11 protein-coding genes are annotated in these 18,020 nt (G+C 52.7%); 7 read left to right on the top strand and 4 right to left on the bottom strand.

Annotated features, from left to right (window positions below; translation table 11 throughout):
• Nucleotides 1–103 precede the first annotated feature (103 nt).
• The 3 genes from FW415_RS12785 (at nucleotide 104) to FW415_RS12795 (ending at nucleotide 5,915) form a co-directional block, all read left to right on the top strand.
• The gene (locus tag FW415_RS12785; protein WP_148385535.1) at nucleotides 104–1,045 is read left to right on the top strand and encodes a FecR family protein; all 942 of its coding nucleotides are present in this window, start codon (nucleotides 104–106) and stop codon (nucleotides 1,043–1,045) included.
• 64 nt (nucleotides 1,046–1,109) lie between these two features.
• Complete coding sequence (locus FW415_RS12790) at nucleotides 1,110–4,292, top strand: TonB-dependent receptor (protein ID WP_210420674.1); 3,183 nt, start codon at nucleotides 1,110–1,112, stop codon at nucleotides 4,290–4,292.
• A gap of 27 nt (nucleotides 4,293–4,319) precedes the next feature.
• Complete coding sequence (locus FW415_RS12795) at nucleotides 4,320–5,915, top strand: RagB/SusD family nutrient uptake outer membrane protein (RefSeq protein WP_148385537.1); 1,596 nt, start codon at nucleotides 4,320–4,322, stop codon at nucleotides 5,913–5,915.
• A gap of 217 nt (nucleotides 5,916–6,132) precedes the next feature.
• Here the strand turns inward: FW415_RS12795 and FW415_RS12800 are convergent, their stop codons facing one another.
• A complete protein-coding gene (locus FW415_RS12800; protein ID WP_148385539.1) occupies nucleotides 6,133–7,323 on the bottom strand; it encodes a pyridoxal phosphate-dependent aminotransferase in 1,191 nt (396 codons plus the stop codon).
• Nucleotides 7,324–7,391: 68 nt separating this feature from the next.
• Here FW415_RS12800 and FW415_RS12805 point away from each other — a divergent pair, with 68 nt between their 5' ends.
• Nucleotides 7,392–8,036, top strand: coding sequence for a DUF4256 domain-containing protein (locus FW415_RS12805; protein WP_246858731.1), 645 nt, complete (start codon nucleotides 7,392–7,394; stop codon nucleotides 8,034–8,036).
• A gap of 163 nt (nucleotides 8,037–8,199) precedes the next feature.
• On the opposite strand, the gene FW415_RS12810 is transcribed toward FW415_RS12805, so the two are convergent.
• Both FW415_RS12810 and FW415_RS12815 read right to left on the bottom strand, forming a co-directional pair.
• Nucleotides 8,200–8,898, bottom strand: coding sequence for a DUF4397 domain-containing protein (locus FW415_RS12810; protein WP_168208800.1), 699 nt, complete (start codon nucleotides 8,896–8,898; stop codon nucleotides 8,200–8,202).
• Nucleotides 8,899–8,935: 37 nt separating this feature from the next.
• Entirely contained in the window at nucleotides 8,936–10,120 is a 1,185-nt protein-coding gene (locus FW415_RS12815) for a serine hydrolase (protein WP_148385544.1), read from the bottom strand.
• Nucleotides 10,121–10,344: 224 nt separating this feature from the next.
• Between FW415_RS12815 and secDF the strand changes: the two genes are divergently transcribed.
• Nucleotides 10,345–13,503 (top strand): protein translocase subunit SecDF, encoded by a 3,159-nt coding sequence (secDF, locus tag FW415_RS12820; protein WP_148385547.1) that lies wholly within the window; start codon nucleotides 10,345–10,347, stop codon nucleotides 13,501–13,503.
• 212 nt (nucleotides 13,504–13,715) lie between these two features.
• On the opposite strand, the gene FW415_RS12825 is transcribed toward secDF, so the two are convergent.
• Entirely contained in the window at nucleotides 13,716–14,060 is a 345-nt protein-coding gene (locus FW415_RS12825; protein ID WP_148385549.1) for an iron-sulfur cluster assembly accessory protein, read from the bottom strand.
• A 111-nt stretch (nucleotides 14,061–14,171) separates the two neighbouring features.
• Here FW415_RS12825 and FW415_RS12830 point away from each other — a divergent pair, with 111 nt between their 5' ends.
• Nucleotides 14,172–16,958: a hypothetical protein gene (locus tag FW415_RS12830; protein ID WP_148385551.1), complete on the top strand. Its 2,787-nt coding sequence runs from the start codon at nucleotides 14,172–14,174 to the stop codon at nucleotides 16,956–16,958.
• Nucleotides 16,959–16,967: 9 nt separating this feature from the next.
• Nucleotides 16,968–18,017 (top strand): AI-2E family transporter, encoded by a 1,050-nt coding sequence (locus FW415_RS12835; RefSeq protein WP_148385553.1) that lies wholly within the window; start codon nucleotides 16,968–16,970, stop codon nucleotides 18,015–18,017.
• The last annotated feature ends 3 nt before the right edge of the window (nucleotides 18,018–18,020 follow it).

The raw sequence follows: 18,020 nt of genomic DNA on the forward strand, positions 1-18,020 counted from the left end.
GCTATCCTCCTCAAACCCGTCAGCCAATATTACCAAACTGTTAAGCGCAGCATCCCGATAGTTAAAAAAGCAAGGTTGTGGAACTTTATTGAAAACGACCACCTTGATCCGTTCCGCAGTTGAAAAATTGATCGACCGTTACCTTCGCGGGAATGCCACACCGGCAGATGAAACGCTTGTAGAACAATGGCTGGATTCCCTGGCCTCAGAAAGCAGCCATCCCGGCCAGCACCTCTCCCCGCAGGAGAAGGAACTGCTCCGCAGGAAGATGTTAAAGAGCATCCGCAAAAGGACCATTAGCCAAGGTTCCCGATGGAAGCCGGTGGGCATCGCTGCCGCAGTGGCGGGATTGCTGCTGGGCGGTTACCTGCTGCTGCGGCTCCAGACACCCGCGCCAACGCCTGTCTACCAGGTCTTCCGCACCGGCGTGGGCGAACAGAAAATGATCCTGCTGCCGGACAGCTCCCGCATCTGGATGGCGCCAAATTCCGAGTTACAATATCCGGAACGCTATGCCAGCATGCGCAACATCATCCTGGTATCCGGGGAAGCTTTTTTTGACGTGAGGCCGGATGCGCTGCACCAGTTTACCGTACAGGCAGACAGCCTGCAGGTAGCCGTGCTGGGTACTTCCTTTAACGTCAGGGCATATCGTAATCTGCCGGGCCTGAACATCGCGGTAAATACCGGAAAGATCAGGGTCACCCGCAGCGGGAACGTGCTGGGCATGCTGTCAGCCGGCGAAACCATGCAATACGACCGCCACCACCGTGCCGTTGCGCTGGGAACGTTCGATCCCGGAGAAGCCAGCGGATGGAAGAACAACCGTCTTTATTTTGATAACACACCGCTGGCGGAAGTGCTGCATATGCTGGAGAACTATTACCCGGTAAAGTTCAGGCTGCAACACCCGGAGCCGTTGGTGGTCAGCGGTTCCCTCAACATGAAAATGAAACCTGAGCAGGTCATGAACATCCTGCAGGAAATCACCGGTAACAGCATTCGATTCACAAAACGGTCCGATCAGTTATACATCGTACAATAGTCCATCCTTTAATGCTTACTATATGAACAAGATCATTACTCCATTATGCAGTAAAATCTGCAGCATGCTGATGTTTGCAGCCTTGCTATGCACCCTGGGCCTTACGGCGCAGGATGTTGCAGCCCAACAGGTCAAACAGGCCGTCAGCTCCTTACAGATAAAGAAAGGGCCGCTTGCGGCAGCGCTGAAACAACTTCAGGCGCAGACCGGCATTGATATCATGTACAATGCCGCCTTGCTGGAAAAATTCCAGGTACAGGATGCTTCCTACAGCAACCAGACGGTGGAAGCTGTGCTGCGCGACCTGCTGAAGCGCACCGGTCTTGAGTTCACCGAAAAAGAAGGGGTGATCATCATCAAAGCGCCGGAAAAGCAGCGCGTGCCTGTGAGAGGGGCGGTGACCGATGCCGGGAACGGTATTGCTCTCCCGGGTGTCAGCGTACAGGTGAAAGGCACATCTTACGGCGCCACTTCTGATGGCGAGGGCGCTTTCACCGTGAATGCGGACCCCGCTTCGGACACACTCTTGCTGAGCTATTTAGGCTACCGCAACATGCAGGTGCCGCTGGCGGGCCGCAGGGAACTGAGCCTGAGTTTAAAGGCCGATGCCAGTATGCTGAGCAGTGTAGTGGTGGTAGGGTATGGCGAAACAAAAAAAGACCACCTTACCGGTGCTGTCAGCCATGTATCTGAAAAAGATTTTAACCAGGGTGTGTTTTCCTCTCCCGAGCAGTTGCTGCAGGGAAAAGTAGCGGGCCTTAACATCACCCGCAGCGGTGACCCCAACGGTACGCCGGCAGTTATGCTCAGGGGCCCGTCTACCCTGCGCAGCGGTGAAGCCCAGGAACCCTTCTACGTTATAGATGGTGTGCCGGGCGCTTCCATTCAGCTGGTGTCGATGAATGACATCGTATCCATTGACGTATTGAAGGATGCATCTTCTACGGCTATCTACGGCGCCCGCGCGGCTAACGGTGTGATCATGGTGACCACCCGCAGGGCAAAGGAAGGGCAGAAATGGATCAGCTACAACGGCTACGGCGCCCTCGAACAGGTGTCCAACCGCATTGAAATGCTCTCCGGCGACCAGCTGCGCCAGTGGCTGGATGAAAACGGCAAAAGCCTTAACCCGAATCACGAGGACGGCGCGAATACCGACTGGCAGAAAGAAGTGACCCGCAACGGCATTTCACATAACCACAATCTTTCGCTCGGCGGCGGCGCCGGCAATACCGTGTACGATGCCAGCATCAACTACCTGCAGAACGAAGGGATCATGAAAGGCTCCTCGCTGGACCGCATCAATATCCGCGCTAACCTGGAGCAGCGCGCTTTTGATGACCGGCTGAAGATCAATGTGGCCCTGAGCAACAGCGTATCCACACAGCACCGCATTCCGCAGCTGGTGTTCCAGAACATGCTGTTGTACATGCCTACCGTGAACGTTAAAAATGCGGATGGTACCTACAAGGAGGATTTCTCCGCTACCAGGGATTATTACAACCCGGTTTCGCTGATCGAAAATAATGAAGACCGGACCAAAACAAAGATATTGCTGGGTAATCTGCGCGCGGAGCTGAAACTGCTGCCGGGCCTCAATTACACGGTCAACCTCTCCATGCAGGATGAGCAGATCAACCGCGATGTGTACTACAAACAAGCTTCCGCGCTTGCCCAGAATATTGGCGGAAAGGCCATACGGGGCGCTTACAGCAATACCAAAAAGATACTGGAAACATATTTTAATTACGACAAGACCTTCGGTCGCCATGGCCTGAAGCTGCTGGCCGGTTATTCCTGGCAGGAAGACCGCCGCAACGACGGGTTCCAGTCGTCCAACCAGGGCTTTGTATCCGATGCATTGAGTTATAACAACCTTGGGGTGGGCAACCTGCCGGTGGGTGTGCTGCCGGATTATGGCGGAACCACCATCGATGTGTACCGTTTCATTTCATTCTATGCCCGTGCGAATTATGTGTATGCGGATAAATACCTGTTGCAGGTTTCCGCCCGCCGCGACGGTTCTTCCGTGTTCGGCGCCAACAACCGCTGGGGAATTTTCCCGGCAGTGTCCGCAGGCTGGAGGCTCAAACAGGAGCCGTTCCTGAAGGATGTGAGCTGGCTGGATGATCTGAAGCTGCGCGCAGGTTACGGTGTAACCGGTAATGCATTGGGCTTCGGCGCATTTACTGCCGTGCTGCTGTACAATTCTACCGGCAAGTTTTACTACAACGGCGGCCTGGCCAATTCCATCGGCCCTACGCAGAACGCCAATCCGGACCTGAAATGGGAGAGCACCGGCATGGCAAACATCGGGCTGGACTTCTCTTTCCTCAACAACCGTCTCGGTGGCTCGGTGGATTTTTACGACAAACGCACGTCTGACCTGATCTGGGAATACAGTGTGCCAACCACCCAGTATTTCCTGAACAAGCTCATTGCCAATGCCGGCAAAATGAGCAACAAAGGTGTGGAGATACAGCTCAACGCCGTACCGGTAAGGAACAGGAAATTTTCCTGGTCCACAGCCCTGAACCTGGCCCATAACCGGAACAATATCGAGTCCCTGTCCAACGACAAATTCACGCTCACTTCCATCCCCACGGCAGTACTTGGCGGTAAAGGCCAGTCCGGCAACACGTCGCAGATGGTTGTGGAAGGGCAACCGGTAGGATCGTTCTATATCTGGAAATACATGGGTAAAAATGATAACGGTGTATCGCAATTCCTGAAAAAGGACGGAACGCTGACCACATCGCCCACATCGGATGATTTCCTGTATGCGGGAAGCGCACAGCCGAAATTGTCCTATGGCTGGAACAACAGTTTTACCTACGGCAATTTCGATTTCAACTTCTTCCTCCGCGGTGTTTCGGGGAACAAGATACTGAATGCAACGCTTGCGAACCTGAATAGCCCGAGTGACGCCGCCATTCACAACATACCGGTGTACACCCTGCAGGAATCCGCGCTGGACGACAAGGCTTTCTATCTCTCCGACCGGTATATGGAAAGCGGCTCTTATCTGCGGATGGATAATGCCACGCTGGGATATACCGTGCCGCTGCAAAGCAAATATGTGCGGAACCTCCGATTCTATGTTGCTGCCAACAATCTTTTTGTGATCACAGACTATTCCGGCATCGATCCCGAGATCAATCTTGGCGGCCTGGAGCCGGGTATCGACAACAGCAATTTTTATCCCAAGACCAGATCATTCCTGCTGGGCGTGAACATGAGTTTCTAACCATTAATACTATCAGACATGCTACATATGAAAAACAGAATCAGATTGTCCGTTGTGCTGCTGGCGGTTGCTGCGGTCAGTTCCTGCACGAACCTGGATGTTCCCATAGAATCCGTGTACACGGAGGAAAATTTTCCCACTACCTCGGAAGGGTTCATCGCAGCTACCGGTCCGGTGTATACCCAGCTGGCTTCGCAGTATGCGGTGCAATACTGGCGGATGCAGGAGTTTTCCACGGATGAAGCCATCATTCCGGCGAGGGACGGCAACTACGATGACGGCGGCCAGTACCGGGTGCTGCATAAACATACCTGGAATCCTGACCATACCAACGTGAAAAGCGTATGGGAATGGGGTTTTGGCGGCATCAACACCACCAACCGCATCATGCGCCTTTTTGAAGCCGCACCGGAAAGTGCGGCCAAGACCACGGCCATTTCCGAAATGCGTACCATGCGCGCATTGTTCCATTTCTTTATGATGGACCTCTACGGCAATATCCCGTTGGTGACCACATGGGGCAGCAGTGAGCCACCAGAGCAGAAGACCCGGCAGGAAGTATTCGCTTTCATTGAAACCGAACTGAAAGAATCCATTCCCGGTCTTGCTGCCGAAACCGGCGCCCTTACCTACGGCCGCCCTACGAAATGGCTGGCATATGCCATTCTCACCAAATTATACCTCAATGCCGGTTATTATACCGGTACGGCGAAAAATACGGAAACAGTGGCGATGGCGGACAGCATCCTGGCAAACGGCAGGTACGCCCTGGAGGAGTCCTTTGCGTCTATCTTCCTGCCGGATAACGGCCCCCAGATCAAAGAGATCATCTTTGCCGTGCCATACGATGCCAACCAGATCAACGGCAACCAGTTCTCCCGGTTCGGTCTGCATACGGCTTTGCTGAACAAATTTGAACTGCCGTTCCGCCCCAGTATCGCGCAAAGCACTATCGCATCTTTTTATGCGAAATTCAATTTGCCGGGCGATGAACGGAATGATACCTGGCTGGCGGGCAAACAGTATGAGCGCAATGGCGATCCCATCCTGATCTCCACCACCAACAAAGGGCTGGATAACAGTTACAGCGGCCCTAATCCTAATGCCGCCATTCAATGGCACCTGGAGTTCTTCCCCGAGATGCCGCTGGTGCGGGAAGAAACGATGGATGTGGGTAATGATGAACTGGGCAAGGCCCGTGGCGTCCGCTCCATCAAGTATTATCCTGACAAGAACGCCAATCCCCAGTCCCGCCACTCCAACAACGATGTGCCGGTGTTCCGCCTGGCGGATATCATGCTGATGAAAGCAGAGGCGATCCTTCGCGGGGCCGCGCCCACTACGGTAAATGGCGAGCTGCAGACAGCGCTGGTGCTGGTGAACAAGGTGCGCGACCGGGCAAAAGCACCGTTGCTCAATGCCGTTGCCCTTAATGATATGCTGGATGAACGCGCCCGCGAACTGGCATGGGAAGCCTGGCGGCGCAACGATCTGATCCGCTTCGGGAAGTATGAGGACAGCTGGGGCTATAAAACGAATAATGACGTGAATATGCGGTTGTATCCGATCCCCACCAGTGAACGTGCATTGAACCCGAAACTGGAGCAGAATCTGGGGTATTGATGGGAAAGCGTTTTAGGGGATTCATGAGAGAATAAAAAGGTATATCACCTGCCGCCGCAGATCATAGGTATGGCGGGAAAAGGAATCAATACAAAGGGCTGACCAAAAAAATAATGGTCAGCCCTGATTTTTCGGGTGCCTGATGATGGCCTGTTATCGTTTAAACAATCCTCGAAGCCTTCATTTTTTTAGTCAGCCACTATAATTTCTTATTTCTCTATTTCAGTTTCCCGAGCCATTCCTTCATCCGTTTAATCCCTTCTTCAATGCGCGGCATGCCGGTGGCGTAGGAAATGCGGATGCACTCCGGTTGCTGGAAGGCAGCGCCTGTTACCACGGAAACATTGGCTTTGTGCAGCAGGTACATGCAGAGATCATCGGCATTGGCTACATGGCTGTCTTCATAAGACTTTCCAAAGAAAGCGCTGACGTTCGGGAACATATAAAAAGCGCCGTCCGGCTCATTTACTTTCAGCCCGGGAATATCCTGCAGGGCTTTATAGATGTAGGCACGGCGTTCGCGGAAAGCAGCTACCATTTCTTTTGCCGTGTCCAGTTCCCCGCGTAATGCCGTGATGGCGCAGCGTTGTGTAATGGAACAGGTGGCAGAGGTGATCTGGCTCTGTACCATATCGCAGGCTTTGGCCACTTCAGGGGAAGCTGCCAGGTAGCCAAGGCGCCAGCCGGTCATCGCAAAACCTTTGCTGAGGCCATTGATGATAATGGTGCGGTCTTTCATATTGCCGATGCTGGCAATGCTTTCATGGGGACCAACATAATTGATGTATTCGTAGATCTCATCGGAGATGATAAAGATATCCGGATGTTTTTCGAACACGGCGGCAAGGCCTTCCAGTTCCTGGCGGGAGTACACGGAGCCGGTAGGGTTGCAGGGAGAGGAGAACATGAACAGCCTGGTGCGCGGCGTAATGGCTGCTTCCAGCTGTTCCGGCGTGATCTTGTAATCATTTTCAATCCCGCCGGGCACAAATTTCACCACACCCTGGCACAGCTTTACCAGTTCGGAATAGGTGACCCAGTATGGCGTGGGGATGATCACTTCATCTCCGGGATTGACGATGCTCATCACGGCGTTGGCAATGCTCTGCTTGGCGCCGGTAGACACTACGATCTGCTCCGGGCTGTAATCAAGCCCGTTATCTCTTTTCAGCTTGAACGCCACGGCCGCTTTCAGGTCCGCATAACCGGCCACGGGCGTATAATGCGTATAACCTTCGTCGATGGCTTTTTTTGCGGCTTCGCGGATGTGCGCCGGTGTATCGAAATCCGGCTCGCCAATGCTGAGATCCACAATATCTATTCCCTGAGCTTTCAGCTCCCGGCTCAGCCTCGCCATTTTGATGGTTTGCGGCACGGAGATGCGCGTTAATCTTTCTGCTAGTTGCATATACAATGATTTTTTCGGGTTGACCGCGGCAAACCTACTGCAAAAAAACCAGAAATGAAGGCAGCTATATGCAAGTTTGTAAAGATGCTGCTGTCAACAGAAACAGATTTTATTATAAATTTGAGGGGTACCCAATTACGAATACGATGACTAGCCACAAAAAAGCGTTGCCGCCAAAACAACGCGAAGAACTGATCAACATACTGAAAAAACGTTTTGAGAAAAATATGCACCGCCATAAAGGCATCGATTGGGCTAAAGTGCAGGCAAAGCTGGAAGTTAATGCCGAAAAACTTTGGTCGCTCAACGAAATGGAAATGACAGAAGGAGAACCGGATGTTATTGGCTATGATAAAAAGACGGGCGAGTACATATTCTGCGATTGTTCCGCGGAAAGCCCCAAAGGCCGCAGAAGCATTTGTTATGATCACGAGGCATTGGAATCCAGAAAAGAACACAAGCCAAAAAATAACGCGATTGATATGGCTGCCGAGATAGGGATCGAGATGCTGACGGAAGAACAGTACCGCGACTTGCAGAAACTTGGTGAGTTTGATTTGAAGACCTCCAGCTGGGTAAAAACGCCTTCAGATGTCAGGGAGCTTGGGGGCGCCCTGTTCTGTGACCGCCGCTTCGGCAAAGTTTTCCTGTATCATAACGGCGCGGAATCATACTATGGGGCCAGGGGATTCCGTGGTTTGCTGAGGGTCTGAATCAGACCAATAGCTCATTCAAGCGTGCGCATAGCAATGGCAGCGTCAGCGGGCACTGCATCTGAGGACAGTTCGTCGTTCCCAAAAGAAGATCCCGGATCCGTCAGCAGCTTTTTCAGCCGCTGCAGATCCGGGATCGATCATTATTGCGATGAATGGAAAATTAGTGGTTCATGATCGCGATCTTGGGCTTGAAATCCCCGGTGTTGCCTTCAAGACCGGCCAGGAATATCGTTTGCGCGAATCCGCGACCCAAAGTAACGTCTGTTTTAACAGCGATCTCTGTATCGGTACCTGCCGCTTTGGCCCGGACGGTAACGGTATTGGCATCCGTGGGTACGAAAGAGTCGTACACACCGCCCAGAAAATCCATGTTCTGCCGGCTGGAAGAAACCTTGGTGTCGTTGATATAGAAATCTACAGGGCCCAGATCGGGGCTGAGATTGAAGAAACGGACATTTGATTTTTCCGTGCTGAGATCGTCAAATGTATAGGCTTCGTTGATCGTGTACACATCGATCGGGGACTGTCCGTAAAGAATGTGGGTGTGATAGTCCAGCGTATCGTATATGCCGGTGGTTGTAGCCAGGATGCTGTCCCCGCCGGCTTTTTTGAAATCTATCTTGAGGGAACCGAGAGTTTCAGATGTAAAACCGCCGTACACGGCAAATCCCAGGTTTGCCCCCTCTTTTGCGTTGTTGACATAGATATCAGCCGCATACGTGGTGGGAACACCGCTGATGAAAGCCAGCGAAGTGTAAGGTTTTTGCGGTGTCGTGTTGTTCTTCAGGCAGGAAGACAATCCTGCAAATGCCACTACCAGGGCCAGCATTGCCCAGATCCGGTTTTTCTTTGTTACCATGCTCTCTTTTTTATTGATGAATTGTGTGAGTTGACGATTACTGTTTATCATACTTTATTTTATAACGTTCCAGATCAGGTTTGTATTTTCTGAGCCTTTGCCGTTCCGCTTCGTAGATCACTGTTCCCAGTTCCCTGAGGAAGGGGCGGCCGATGGACTCAAAATCGTATGTGTTGTCGCCGATCACCCCATTGCTGTTTACATACACGGTAGCGGAAAGCAGGAACTCCACGCCATGATCGAAATCCGCCACATACGCCACATCGGTCAGGAACCCATATGCCCAGCCGGGTTTGTTGAATATCCGCATCCCGGGAGGCAGCTGTACGGCTTTATCGGCCCCGCCGAGGAGATATTTCACATAATTGTTGTGAAATTCCGTGGAATCGTAGGCCGGATAGCTGGTTTCCGTGGGTTGTTGCGACATATACCGGTATAAAAACCGGTAATCATCCTCTGTTAAACGAAAAGCTTGCCGGGATGTTACACTTTCCGGAAAAATTATGCTTTTCAGGATATTATGAAGGTCTGCCAGCAGCATCCGGTTCTTGGCGGAGAAGTCGAAAGGGGAGGGTATCAGCTGTTTGTCAACATAGTGGGCCTTCCCCGCAAAGTCCCGGCGCACGGGGAATTGCAGGGTACTGAGCTGCGCCGGTTGCCGGCACAGCTGTTTTCCGTCCTTTTCAAACCATACGGCGTTGGTGGACCGGTTGGCTTCCGGGGAGAGGGGAACGCTGAGGCGGTGGAGGACCTGGGACTGCGGGTAACCTTTTTCCCATAATGCCCGGTTGAATTCCTCCTGACCGATAAATTCATAGAGCCGGTTAAAAGCGTCATTATCGCTTACAAGAAAGATTTTTTTGATATAATGGGCAATTGAGGGCTGCAGATCGGCCGCACTGCTGTCTGCCGTCACGCCATCTGAAATACCTTGCAGGCTGTCCGTGTACATGGGTGTGAATTTGTCCAGCCCCAGCCGGTTCAGCTTTTCCAGGGCCAGGAAGGCGGCGGGCATTTTAACGGTGGATGCGGGATAGAAATAGCGATCCGGCTGCAGGTGGAAGGCATGGTCCGTGAAAACAGGCCTGTTCTCCGCGTCCCGGTCAATTTGCGTATAGATGATCTGAAGCCTGTATTCTTCCGGGTTTTGCCATACAGGGGAGAGCCTGGAGGCATTGGCCCCGAGCAGCGAATCCAGGTATTTCTGGTTGTTAACGGCCATGGAAGCAGAATTTATGCGCCCGGGAGTTTGGCAGTTCATAAAAAAAACCAATATTGCAACTGCCGTCAAAAAACGGTGCATCATGATAGGAAAATTTTAAAGCCTGAATCAGCTCAAAACCAGCCAGATATTGATTCTGTAACTGTTTTTATCCGGGCTTTAATATATCAATTTAAATTCTATCTTTGCAACTCTTAAAAAATTTATATTTAATCCGAAACAAAATGCAACTAAAAGGACTGGTTAGATTTTTTGCTGTCGCACTGATCCTTATCTCTTTGTATCAATTGTCCTTCACGTTCGTGGTGCGGAACTATGAGAAAAAGATAAAGACCGCCGCCGAAGCGTTTGTGGCCGGGCAACACCCGACTGCTGAACAGAAGTATCCAGGTAACAAGGAATTACAATCCTTCTATCAGGACACGCTCAGCAACCTGGTAAAAGAGAGAACGGAGTATATGCTGGACAGCGCCAGTGGCAAGCAGATTGCGGGATTTCCCTGGTTTACCACCTATACCAAAGCGAAAGAAAGACAACTGAACCTGGGTCTTGACCTCCAGGGCGGTATGAATGTGGTACTGGAAGTGAGTGTGGAGGACGTTGTTCGCGCGCTCGCCGGCCATTCCAAGGATGCTGCTTTCAACAAAGCCATTCAGAAGGCCATAGAACGCAAAAAGAACAGCCAGGCCGATTTTGTGACCCTGTTCGGCGAAGCCTACAAGGAGGAAGCCCCCAACGGGAAACTGGCTTCCATATTTGCCACCGCCCAGCAAAAGCAGATCACTTTCAACACCTCCAATGAGCAGGTGCTGGATATCATCCGCAATGAGGCCAGGGCCGCTATCAGGAATACTCATAAAGTACTGCAGAACCGTATAGACAAGTTCGGGGTAGCTTCCCCTTCCATCAACCTGGATGAGAACCGCGGCATTATTTCCGTGGAACTGGCCGGTGTGGATGATGCTGACCGTGTGCGCAAGTACCTGCAGGCCAGCGCTAACCTCGAATTCCGGGAAACATATAAAGCCAGCGCCGAGTTCTTTAACGGCGTGCTCGGCCCCATGAATGAAGCCGTGAAGCTCGCATTGGGTGGTACAGCCACGAAAGTGGACTCCTCCGCAGCTGCTGAAACAGCACCTGCAGCCAGCGATGCTCCGGTAGCCGCAGACACCACAGGCAGTCTCTCCAGCCTCCTGGCCGGAGATTCCGCCACAGCAAAGACCGGTGATTCCGCCAGCCTGGAAGCCCTCGAAATTGAACAGGCCAGGAAAGAAAATCCCCTGTTCACCATCTTCGCTCCGGCTATTGACCAGAACGGCCAGCCCTTCGCCGGTCCCGTTCTTGGCCGCATGCTCCCCCGTGATACCGCCACCTTCAGCAAATACCTGGCACTGCCTGGCGTAAAAGCCACATTGCCCCGCGACCTGGTATTCGTTTTCGGCCCTTCCAACAAGGAAGACCGCAACCTGCCGCTGGACGTATTTGCCATCAAAGTGAACCCGGCCAACCCCAAGGCCAAGATCAGCGGTGAACGCGTGATCGCTGCCCGGGCAGACTATGGTCAGGATGGCCAGCCGGAAGTATCCATGAGCATGGACAATGTAGGTACGCGCGACTGGCGCAACCTCACCCGCGCGCTGAAGCCGACGAACATGGAAGACCGCTCCACCTATAATTATGTAGCGATCGTACTGGATAATGTAGTGTATTCCGCTCCCTCCATCCAGAACGAGATCCCGAACGGTAATTCCTCCATCAGCGGCAGCTTTACTACTGAAGAAGCCACCGACCTTGCCAACATCCTCGTATCCGGCAGAATGCCTGCCCCTGCGAAGATCGTTCAGGAACAGGTAGTAGGCCCCACATTGGGACAGGAATCCATCGAAGCCGGCGCCAAATCATTCATCATCGCTTTTGGCGTGATCTTCATCCTGATGCTGGTATATTTTAACACCAGCGGCTGGATCGCCAATATTGCCCTGATCCTTAACCTGCTCTTTACCGTAGGCATCCTGGCATCACTGGGCGCTACGCTCACCATGCCGGGTATCGCAGGCCTTGTGCTTACCATCGGTATGGCGGTAGATACGAACGTAATCATCTTTGAAAGGATCAAGGAAGAATTGAGCCGCGGGAAATCCTATCCGGATGCCGTGAAGGACGGTTATAAACGTTCCTACGCACCCGTGCTGGATGGTCACATCACCTCCCTGCTCACTGCCTGCATCCTGTTCTACTTTGGTCTCGGCCCGGTACTGGGCTTCGCTACCACCCAGATCATCGGTCTGTTGCTCTCCATGTTCTGCGGTATCCTCGTATCCCGTATGCTGACCGACTGGTGGACCAACAAGAAAAGGCACCTGGAATATTTTACACCCATTTCCCGCAGGATATTCAAACATGCCAGCTACAACTTCGTAGGCATGCGCAAATACACCTATATCATTTCCATCGTAGTGTTCATCCTGGGTATCGGCTCCTTCTTCAATGGATTTGACCGTGGGGTGGACTTCAGCGGTGGCCGCAGCTATACCGTACGTTTCGATAAACCGGTGAATCCGGAGCAGGTACGGGAAACGCTAAGCAATATCTACGGCTCTGAACCTTTCGTGAAAACGATTGGGGAAAACAACCAGCTGAGCATTACCACCGCCTACCGGATCGATGAGAATTCAGACGAGGCTTCAGCAGAAGTAAGCCAGAAGCTCTATGAAGGCCTCAAGGCCAATTTCGATGGGAATGTTGACTATCAGACATTCACCAGCAAATACATTGTAGGCTCACAAACCGTTGCCCCCACGATTTCCGATGACCTTCGTTCGGGAGCCATCAAGGCCACCATCCTTTCATTGATCGTGGTATTCCTGTACATCCTGCTGCGCTTCAGCAAATGGCAGTATTCCATCGGTACGATCTTCTCACTGTTGCACGACGTGATGGTAACCTTGGCGGTATTCTCTTTCTGCCGCAGCTGGGTACCGTTCGCACTGGAAATAGATCAGCACTTCATTGCGGCTATCCTTACCGTGATCGGTTTCTCCATGAACGATACCGTGATCGTGTTCGACCGTATCCGCGAGAACTTCAGGTTAACGAAGAACGGCGATACCGCAACCATCATCAACCGTTCTATCAATGATACGCTGAGCCGTACGATTATGACGTCTGTAACGGTGTTCATCACGATCCTTATCCTCTTCATCTTCGGTGGCGAGGTGACCCGCGGGTTTGCCTTTGCGATGCTCGTAGGTGTGGTGACCGGTGTATATTCCTCTATCTTCGTAGCAGCGCCTATCCTGGTGGACTTCGACAAGAAGAACACCCTTTCCCAGGAGAAAGAAGCGGTGAAGATCGAGAAGGCGCCGCCTTTATCCGCCAAATAACCCCCGGGGTTTAATGCATATGGCAACGGCCGCTTCAGCAATGGAGCGGCCGTTGTGTTTCCGGCAAAAAATGCCGTCCTAAAAATCCGCAGGCATTTCGGGGCCCTCCCCAAAAGCTGCAATCAACACTTGCCCCGTTCAGGCAGCCTGCCCCGCCGCAAAAAAAAGCCCCCGCAAGCGGGAGCCTTTATCTACATACAAATTATTTGCGCTTATACCGCGAATGACGTTCCGCAACCGCAGCTGGAACTGGCATTGGGGTTACTGAAAGTAAACCCGCGTGCGTTCAGCCCATTCTGGAAGTCTACTTCCATACCCATCAGGTAAAGGCCATGTGCTTTCTTCATCACTACCGGAATGCCTGCTATCTCGTACACTTCATCATCTTCCATCTTCGCATCAAAGCCCAGTACATAGGTCAGCCCCGAACATCCGCCGCCTTTCACGCCAATGCGCAGGTACTGCGACTGGTCGAAGCCATCTTCCTGACGGATGCGCGTCAGTTCCTGTATGGCGCCCGTTGTCAATTTTATCGGTGATTGCGTGATTGTTTCCATATCTAAACTATTTATCTTACAAAAATACGGAAAAATGCAGGATGTACGTTGTCACATGAATGTCAGCGTTCTTAATATAGAATTTAAAAATTGTATGTAATTTACTTCCCTATGCGAAAACTTCTATGCCTGGCGATCACCATTTTCCTGTTGAAACAGGCCGTGGCGCAGCAATTCGGCGGTAATCCACCGTCCCTTAAATGGCAGCAGATCAATACCGATACGGTAAGGGTCATTTTTCCCGCAGGCATGCATGCCGAAGGGAAGCGTGTGGCGGATATCGTTCATCACATCAGCCGTTACAACCGGGCTCCCATCGGTGATCTGCAGAAGAAGGTAAGCATCGTGCTCCAGAACCAGACCCTCCAGTCCAACGGCTATGTGCAGATGGGCCCCTTCCGTTCAGAGTTCTTCCTCACCCCTCCGCCCTCCAGCAACGATGTGGGCGCGCTGAACTGGGTGGACCAGCTGGCGCTGCATGAATACCGCCATGTGCTGCAAAACAGCAATTTCCGGAAAGGGCTGAGCAAAGTGTTGTATTATCTCGGTGGTGAGCTGGGGCAGGCAGCAGCTACCAATATCGCCGTGCCGGACTGGTTCTGGGAAGGGGATGCTGTTGTTACCGAAACGGCGCTCAGCAACCAGGGGAGAGGACGGCTGCCCGCTTTTTTTGAAGACTACCGTTCGCTGGCCCTGGCCGGCAAACAATACGCTTATATGCAGATCAGGAACGGCTCCTACCGCAATTATATTCCCAACCACTACGCCACGGGTTACCTGATGACCAGCTATGGCCGCAAGCAGTATGGTCAGACCTTCTGGAAAGAAGTGACCGATGATGCCGTCCGTTACCGCCGCCTGTTCTATCCCTTTTCGCAAAGCCTGAAACATCGCACCGGCCGGAATGCTGCGGGGTTCTTTGCCGCCTCGCTGGACGATTACCGCCGGCAATGGACATTGAAAACGGACCAGCAGGCGGATACGCTTACACCGGCCACCCGCACGGTGACCCATTACAAGTACGTGTACGCCCTGGAGAACGGTGGCCTCATCGTTTCCAGACGCTCCTTCAAACAGATACCTGCCTTTTATGAACTGGACGCGGAAGGCCGGGAAACAAGGATCACAGCGCCGGGTATCGGTTTTGATGACTATTTCAGCTACCGCAACGGGCGGCTGTTATGGACGGAAAGCCGGTACGACCCGCGATGGGGTTGGAAGGATTATTCCGTTGTAAAAATATACGACCGCCAGACGGGCAAAACAGCCACCCTCCGGCAGCAGCGCCGCTGCTTCTCCCCGGATCTCTCATTCGATGGCAGGCAAATAGCGGTTGTGACCGTATCCACCGCCCAGGAATACGCCCTGAGGATACTGGATGCAGCAACCGGCGCAGTGACCCGAACGCTGCCCAACCCGGATAACTGGTATTACACCTATCCGAAATTCACGGAAGACGACCGGTTCATCATCAGCGCCGTAAGGGATACGACGGGCAGGATGGCCCTGATACGCCAGTCCCTGCAGGATGGCGCAACCGAAATGCTGATCCCCTTCCGCACACAGACCATCGGCATTCCCGCGGTGAACCGGGACACGATCTATTTTACCGCCGCATTTACGGACGTCAACAACGTATTTGCCTATCACAACGGCCGGGTGGAACAGGTAACGGACCGCCCGAATGGCGTGCAGCATATGGCTTTATCAGGCCAGCGGCTGGTGTTCAGCGAGTTCACGGCGGACGGCTACAAGCTGCTGCGCACCGATGCCGCCGGCACAACTTTCGATCCGGGAAAAGACCATCACAGCGCCTGGCTGCAGCCTGATTTCGGTGAGGAGAATATCCTGGACAAGTTACCGGCCAGGGAGTACACGATCAGCAAATATCCCAAAGCCCACCGGATCTTCAATTTTCACAGCTGGCTGCCGCGTATAGATGATCCGGAATACGGGTTGTACCTCTACGGGGAGAATGTGCTGGGCACCCTGCAAAGCAACATCGGTTACTATTATAATACGAACGAAAGAAGCTCCGGCCTGGGCGCAAGCCTGCTGTACGGGGCCTGGTACCCTTACCTCCGGCTGGGCGGGGATTACCGGATGCAGCGTTACCTCGGCGTGAGCGATACCGTGCAGGTGATCTGGAATGAACTGGACTGGTACGGAGGGCTGAGCCTGCCGCTCAACTTCACCTCCGGCAAATATTACCGTTATCTTACCCTGAGCGGCAATTTTCACCAGCTGGCCCGTTACCGCGCGGCCAATTCCAAATACCGGTTCACGGACGATAATATACAGTATGTGGATGCCGGCCTGAGCTTCTCCAATCAGCGCATCCGCGCCGGGCAGAACATCTTCTCGCATTTTGCCCAATCCTTGTTGCTGCGGTATTATAAAACCGTCAATCATGTACCCGCAGAGCAGTGGCTTGGGCGGCTGGACCTTTACCTGCCGGGACTTTTCGCCAATCACAACCTGGTGCTGCAAGGCGCCTGGCAGCAGCGGGATACCCTGCAGCGGTATGCCTTTTCAGATAACTTCGTGTATGCGAGAGGGTATGAGAAGCCTTTCTATGAGCATATCTGGAAGCTGGGCGCGAATTATCATCTGCCGGTAGCTTACCCGGACTGGGGATTTGCGAACATCCTGTTCTTCATGCGGCTGCGCTGCAACATGTTTTACGATCACAGCGTAACCTGGCATTTTCGCCGGAAACAGCACTATACTTATGCCTCTGCCGGAGGCGAATTGTTCTTTGATACAAAGATCGGCAATGTACTGCCCTTTACTTTCGGGATGCGGTACAGCCAGCTCCTGAACGATGATCCCTATGATCCTTCCCGGAAGGGCCGTTTCGAGGTGATCGTGCCGTTGCAGCAGTTGTTCAACTATTAAACTGTAAACATGAGAAATACACACAAACAGCCGTTTTATCAGAAGCTGAGCCTGACCTTGCTGAGCCTTGTGCTGATCGTTGTCATCCTGCGCACAACGAAGGAAATACTGGCGCCGGTAGCATTCGGTTTCCTGTTTGCATTGCTGCTCCTGCCGATAGCGCAGGGCCTGGAACGGTTACGGGTGCCGAGAGGACTTGCCGCTACGCTGGCGGTGCTGATATTCGTGATCTGCATGCTTGGGCTGTTGTATTTCATCTCCTGGCAGACCACCAATTTCCTGTCTGACCTGCCCACGCTGGAAAGGAACCTGATGGCCCAGGCCAACCAGCTGACGATCTGGATAGATGAAAAGTTCAGCATTGATTCCGATCAGCAGATCGCGTGGATCAACGATACGGCCGCAAAAAGTATCACCACGGTATCCCAGTTCGCCGTAAATACACTTTCTTCGCTTTCTTCCCTCGTGCTGTTCCTGGTGTTCATTCCCCTGTACACATTCTTTTTGCTGTATTACCGCAAGCTGCTGGTAGTATTTCTGCTGAAGCTTTTCCGGCGGGAGCATGCGGATGAAGTGCATGACGTGATCTCCAAAACGCGTGTGGTGGTGAAGAGTTATGTAGTGGGACTGTTCATAGAGATGGTGGTGGTGGCCGCGCTGTATATCACCGCGCTATTATTGCTGGGCGTGAAATATGCGGTGCTGCTGGGTACTATTGGCGCTATCTTCAATGTGATCCCCTACATCGGGATGGTGATCACCATCATCATAACGGTACTGGTTACACTGACCACCGGTACCTTAAGCCAGGCGCTCTGGGCGGCATTGGCCCTCTTCCTTATTCATTTGCTGGATGCGAATGTGCTGCTTCCGAGGATCGTGGGTTCCAAGGTATCCATCAATGCCATGATCACTTTGCTGGGTGTATTCGTGGGCAGCATGATATGGGGGATTGCCGGGATGTTCATTTCGATTCCGGCCATGGCCTTGCTGAAGGTTGTTTTTGACAGGATACCGAATATGAAGCCCTGGGGGATATTGATGGGATCGGGGGAATAAGGT

The sequence above is a fragment of the Chitinophaga sp. XS-30 genome (assembly GCF_008086345.1).
Lineage (GTDB): Bacteria > Bacteroidota > Bacteroidia > Chitinophagales > Chitinophagaceae > Chitinophaga.

Bases quoted from the DNA above. Each gene is read 5' to 3' on its own strand.
- FW415_RS12790 (WP_210420674.1), top strand. From the start codon at position 1,110: ATGCTGATGTTTGCAGCCTTGCTATGCACCCTGGGCCTTACGGCGCAG.
- FW415_RS12795 (WP_148385537.1), top strand. From the start codon at position 4,320: ATGAAAAACAGAATCAGATTGTCCGTTGTGCTGCTGGCGGTTGCTGCG.
- FW415_RS12800 (WP_148385539.1), bottom strand. From the start codon at position 7,323: ATGCAACTAGCAGAAAGATTAACGCGCATCTCCGTGCCGCAAACCATC.
- FW415_RS12805 (WP_246858731.1), top strand. From the start codon at position 7,392: ATGCAAGTTTGTAAAGATGCTGCTGTCAACAGAAACAGATTTTATTAT.
- FW415_RS12810 (WP_168208800.1), bottom strand. From the start codon at position 8,898: ATGGTAACAAAGAAAAACCGGATCTGGGCAATGCTGGCCCTGGTAGTG.
- FW415_RS12815 (WP_148385544.1), bottom strand. From the start codon at position 10,120: ATGGCCGTTAACAACCAGAAATACCTGGATTCGCTGCTCGGGGCCAAT.
- secDF (WP_148385547.1), top strand. From the start codon at position 10,345: ATGCAACTAAAAGGACTGGTTAGATTTTTTGCTGTCGCACTGATCCTT.
- FW415_RS12825 (WP_148385549.1), bottom strand. From the start codon at position 14,060: ATGGAAACAATCACGCAATCACCGATAAAATTGACAACGGGCGCCATA.
- FW415_RS12830 (WP_148385551.1), top strand. From the start codon at position 14,172: ATGCGAAAACTTCTATGCCTGGCGATCACCATTTTCCTGTTGAAACAG.
- FW415_RS12835 (WP_148385553.1), top strand. From the start codon at position 16,968: ATGAGAAATACACACAAACAGCCGTTTTATCAGAAGCTGAGCCTGACC.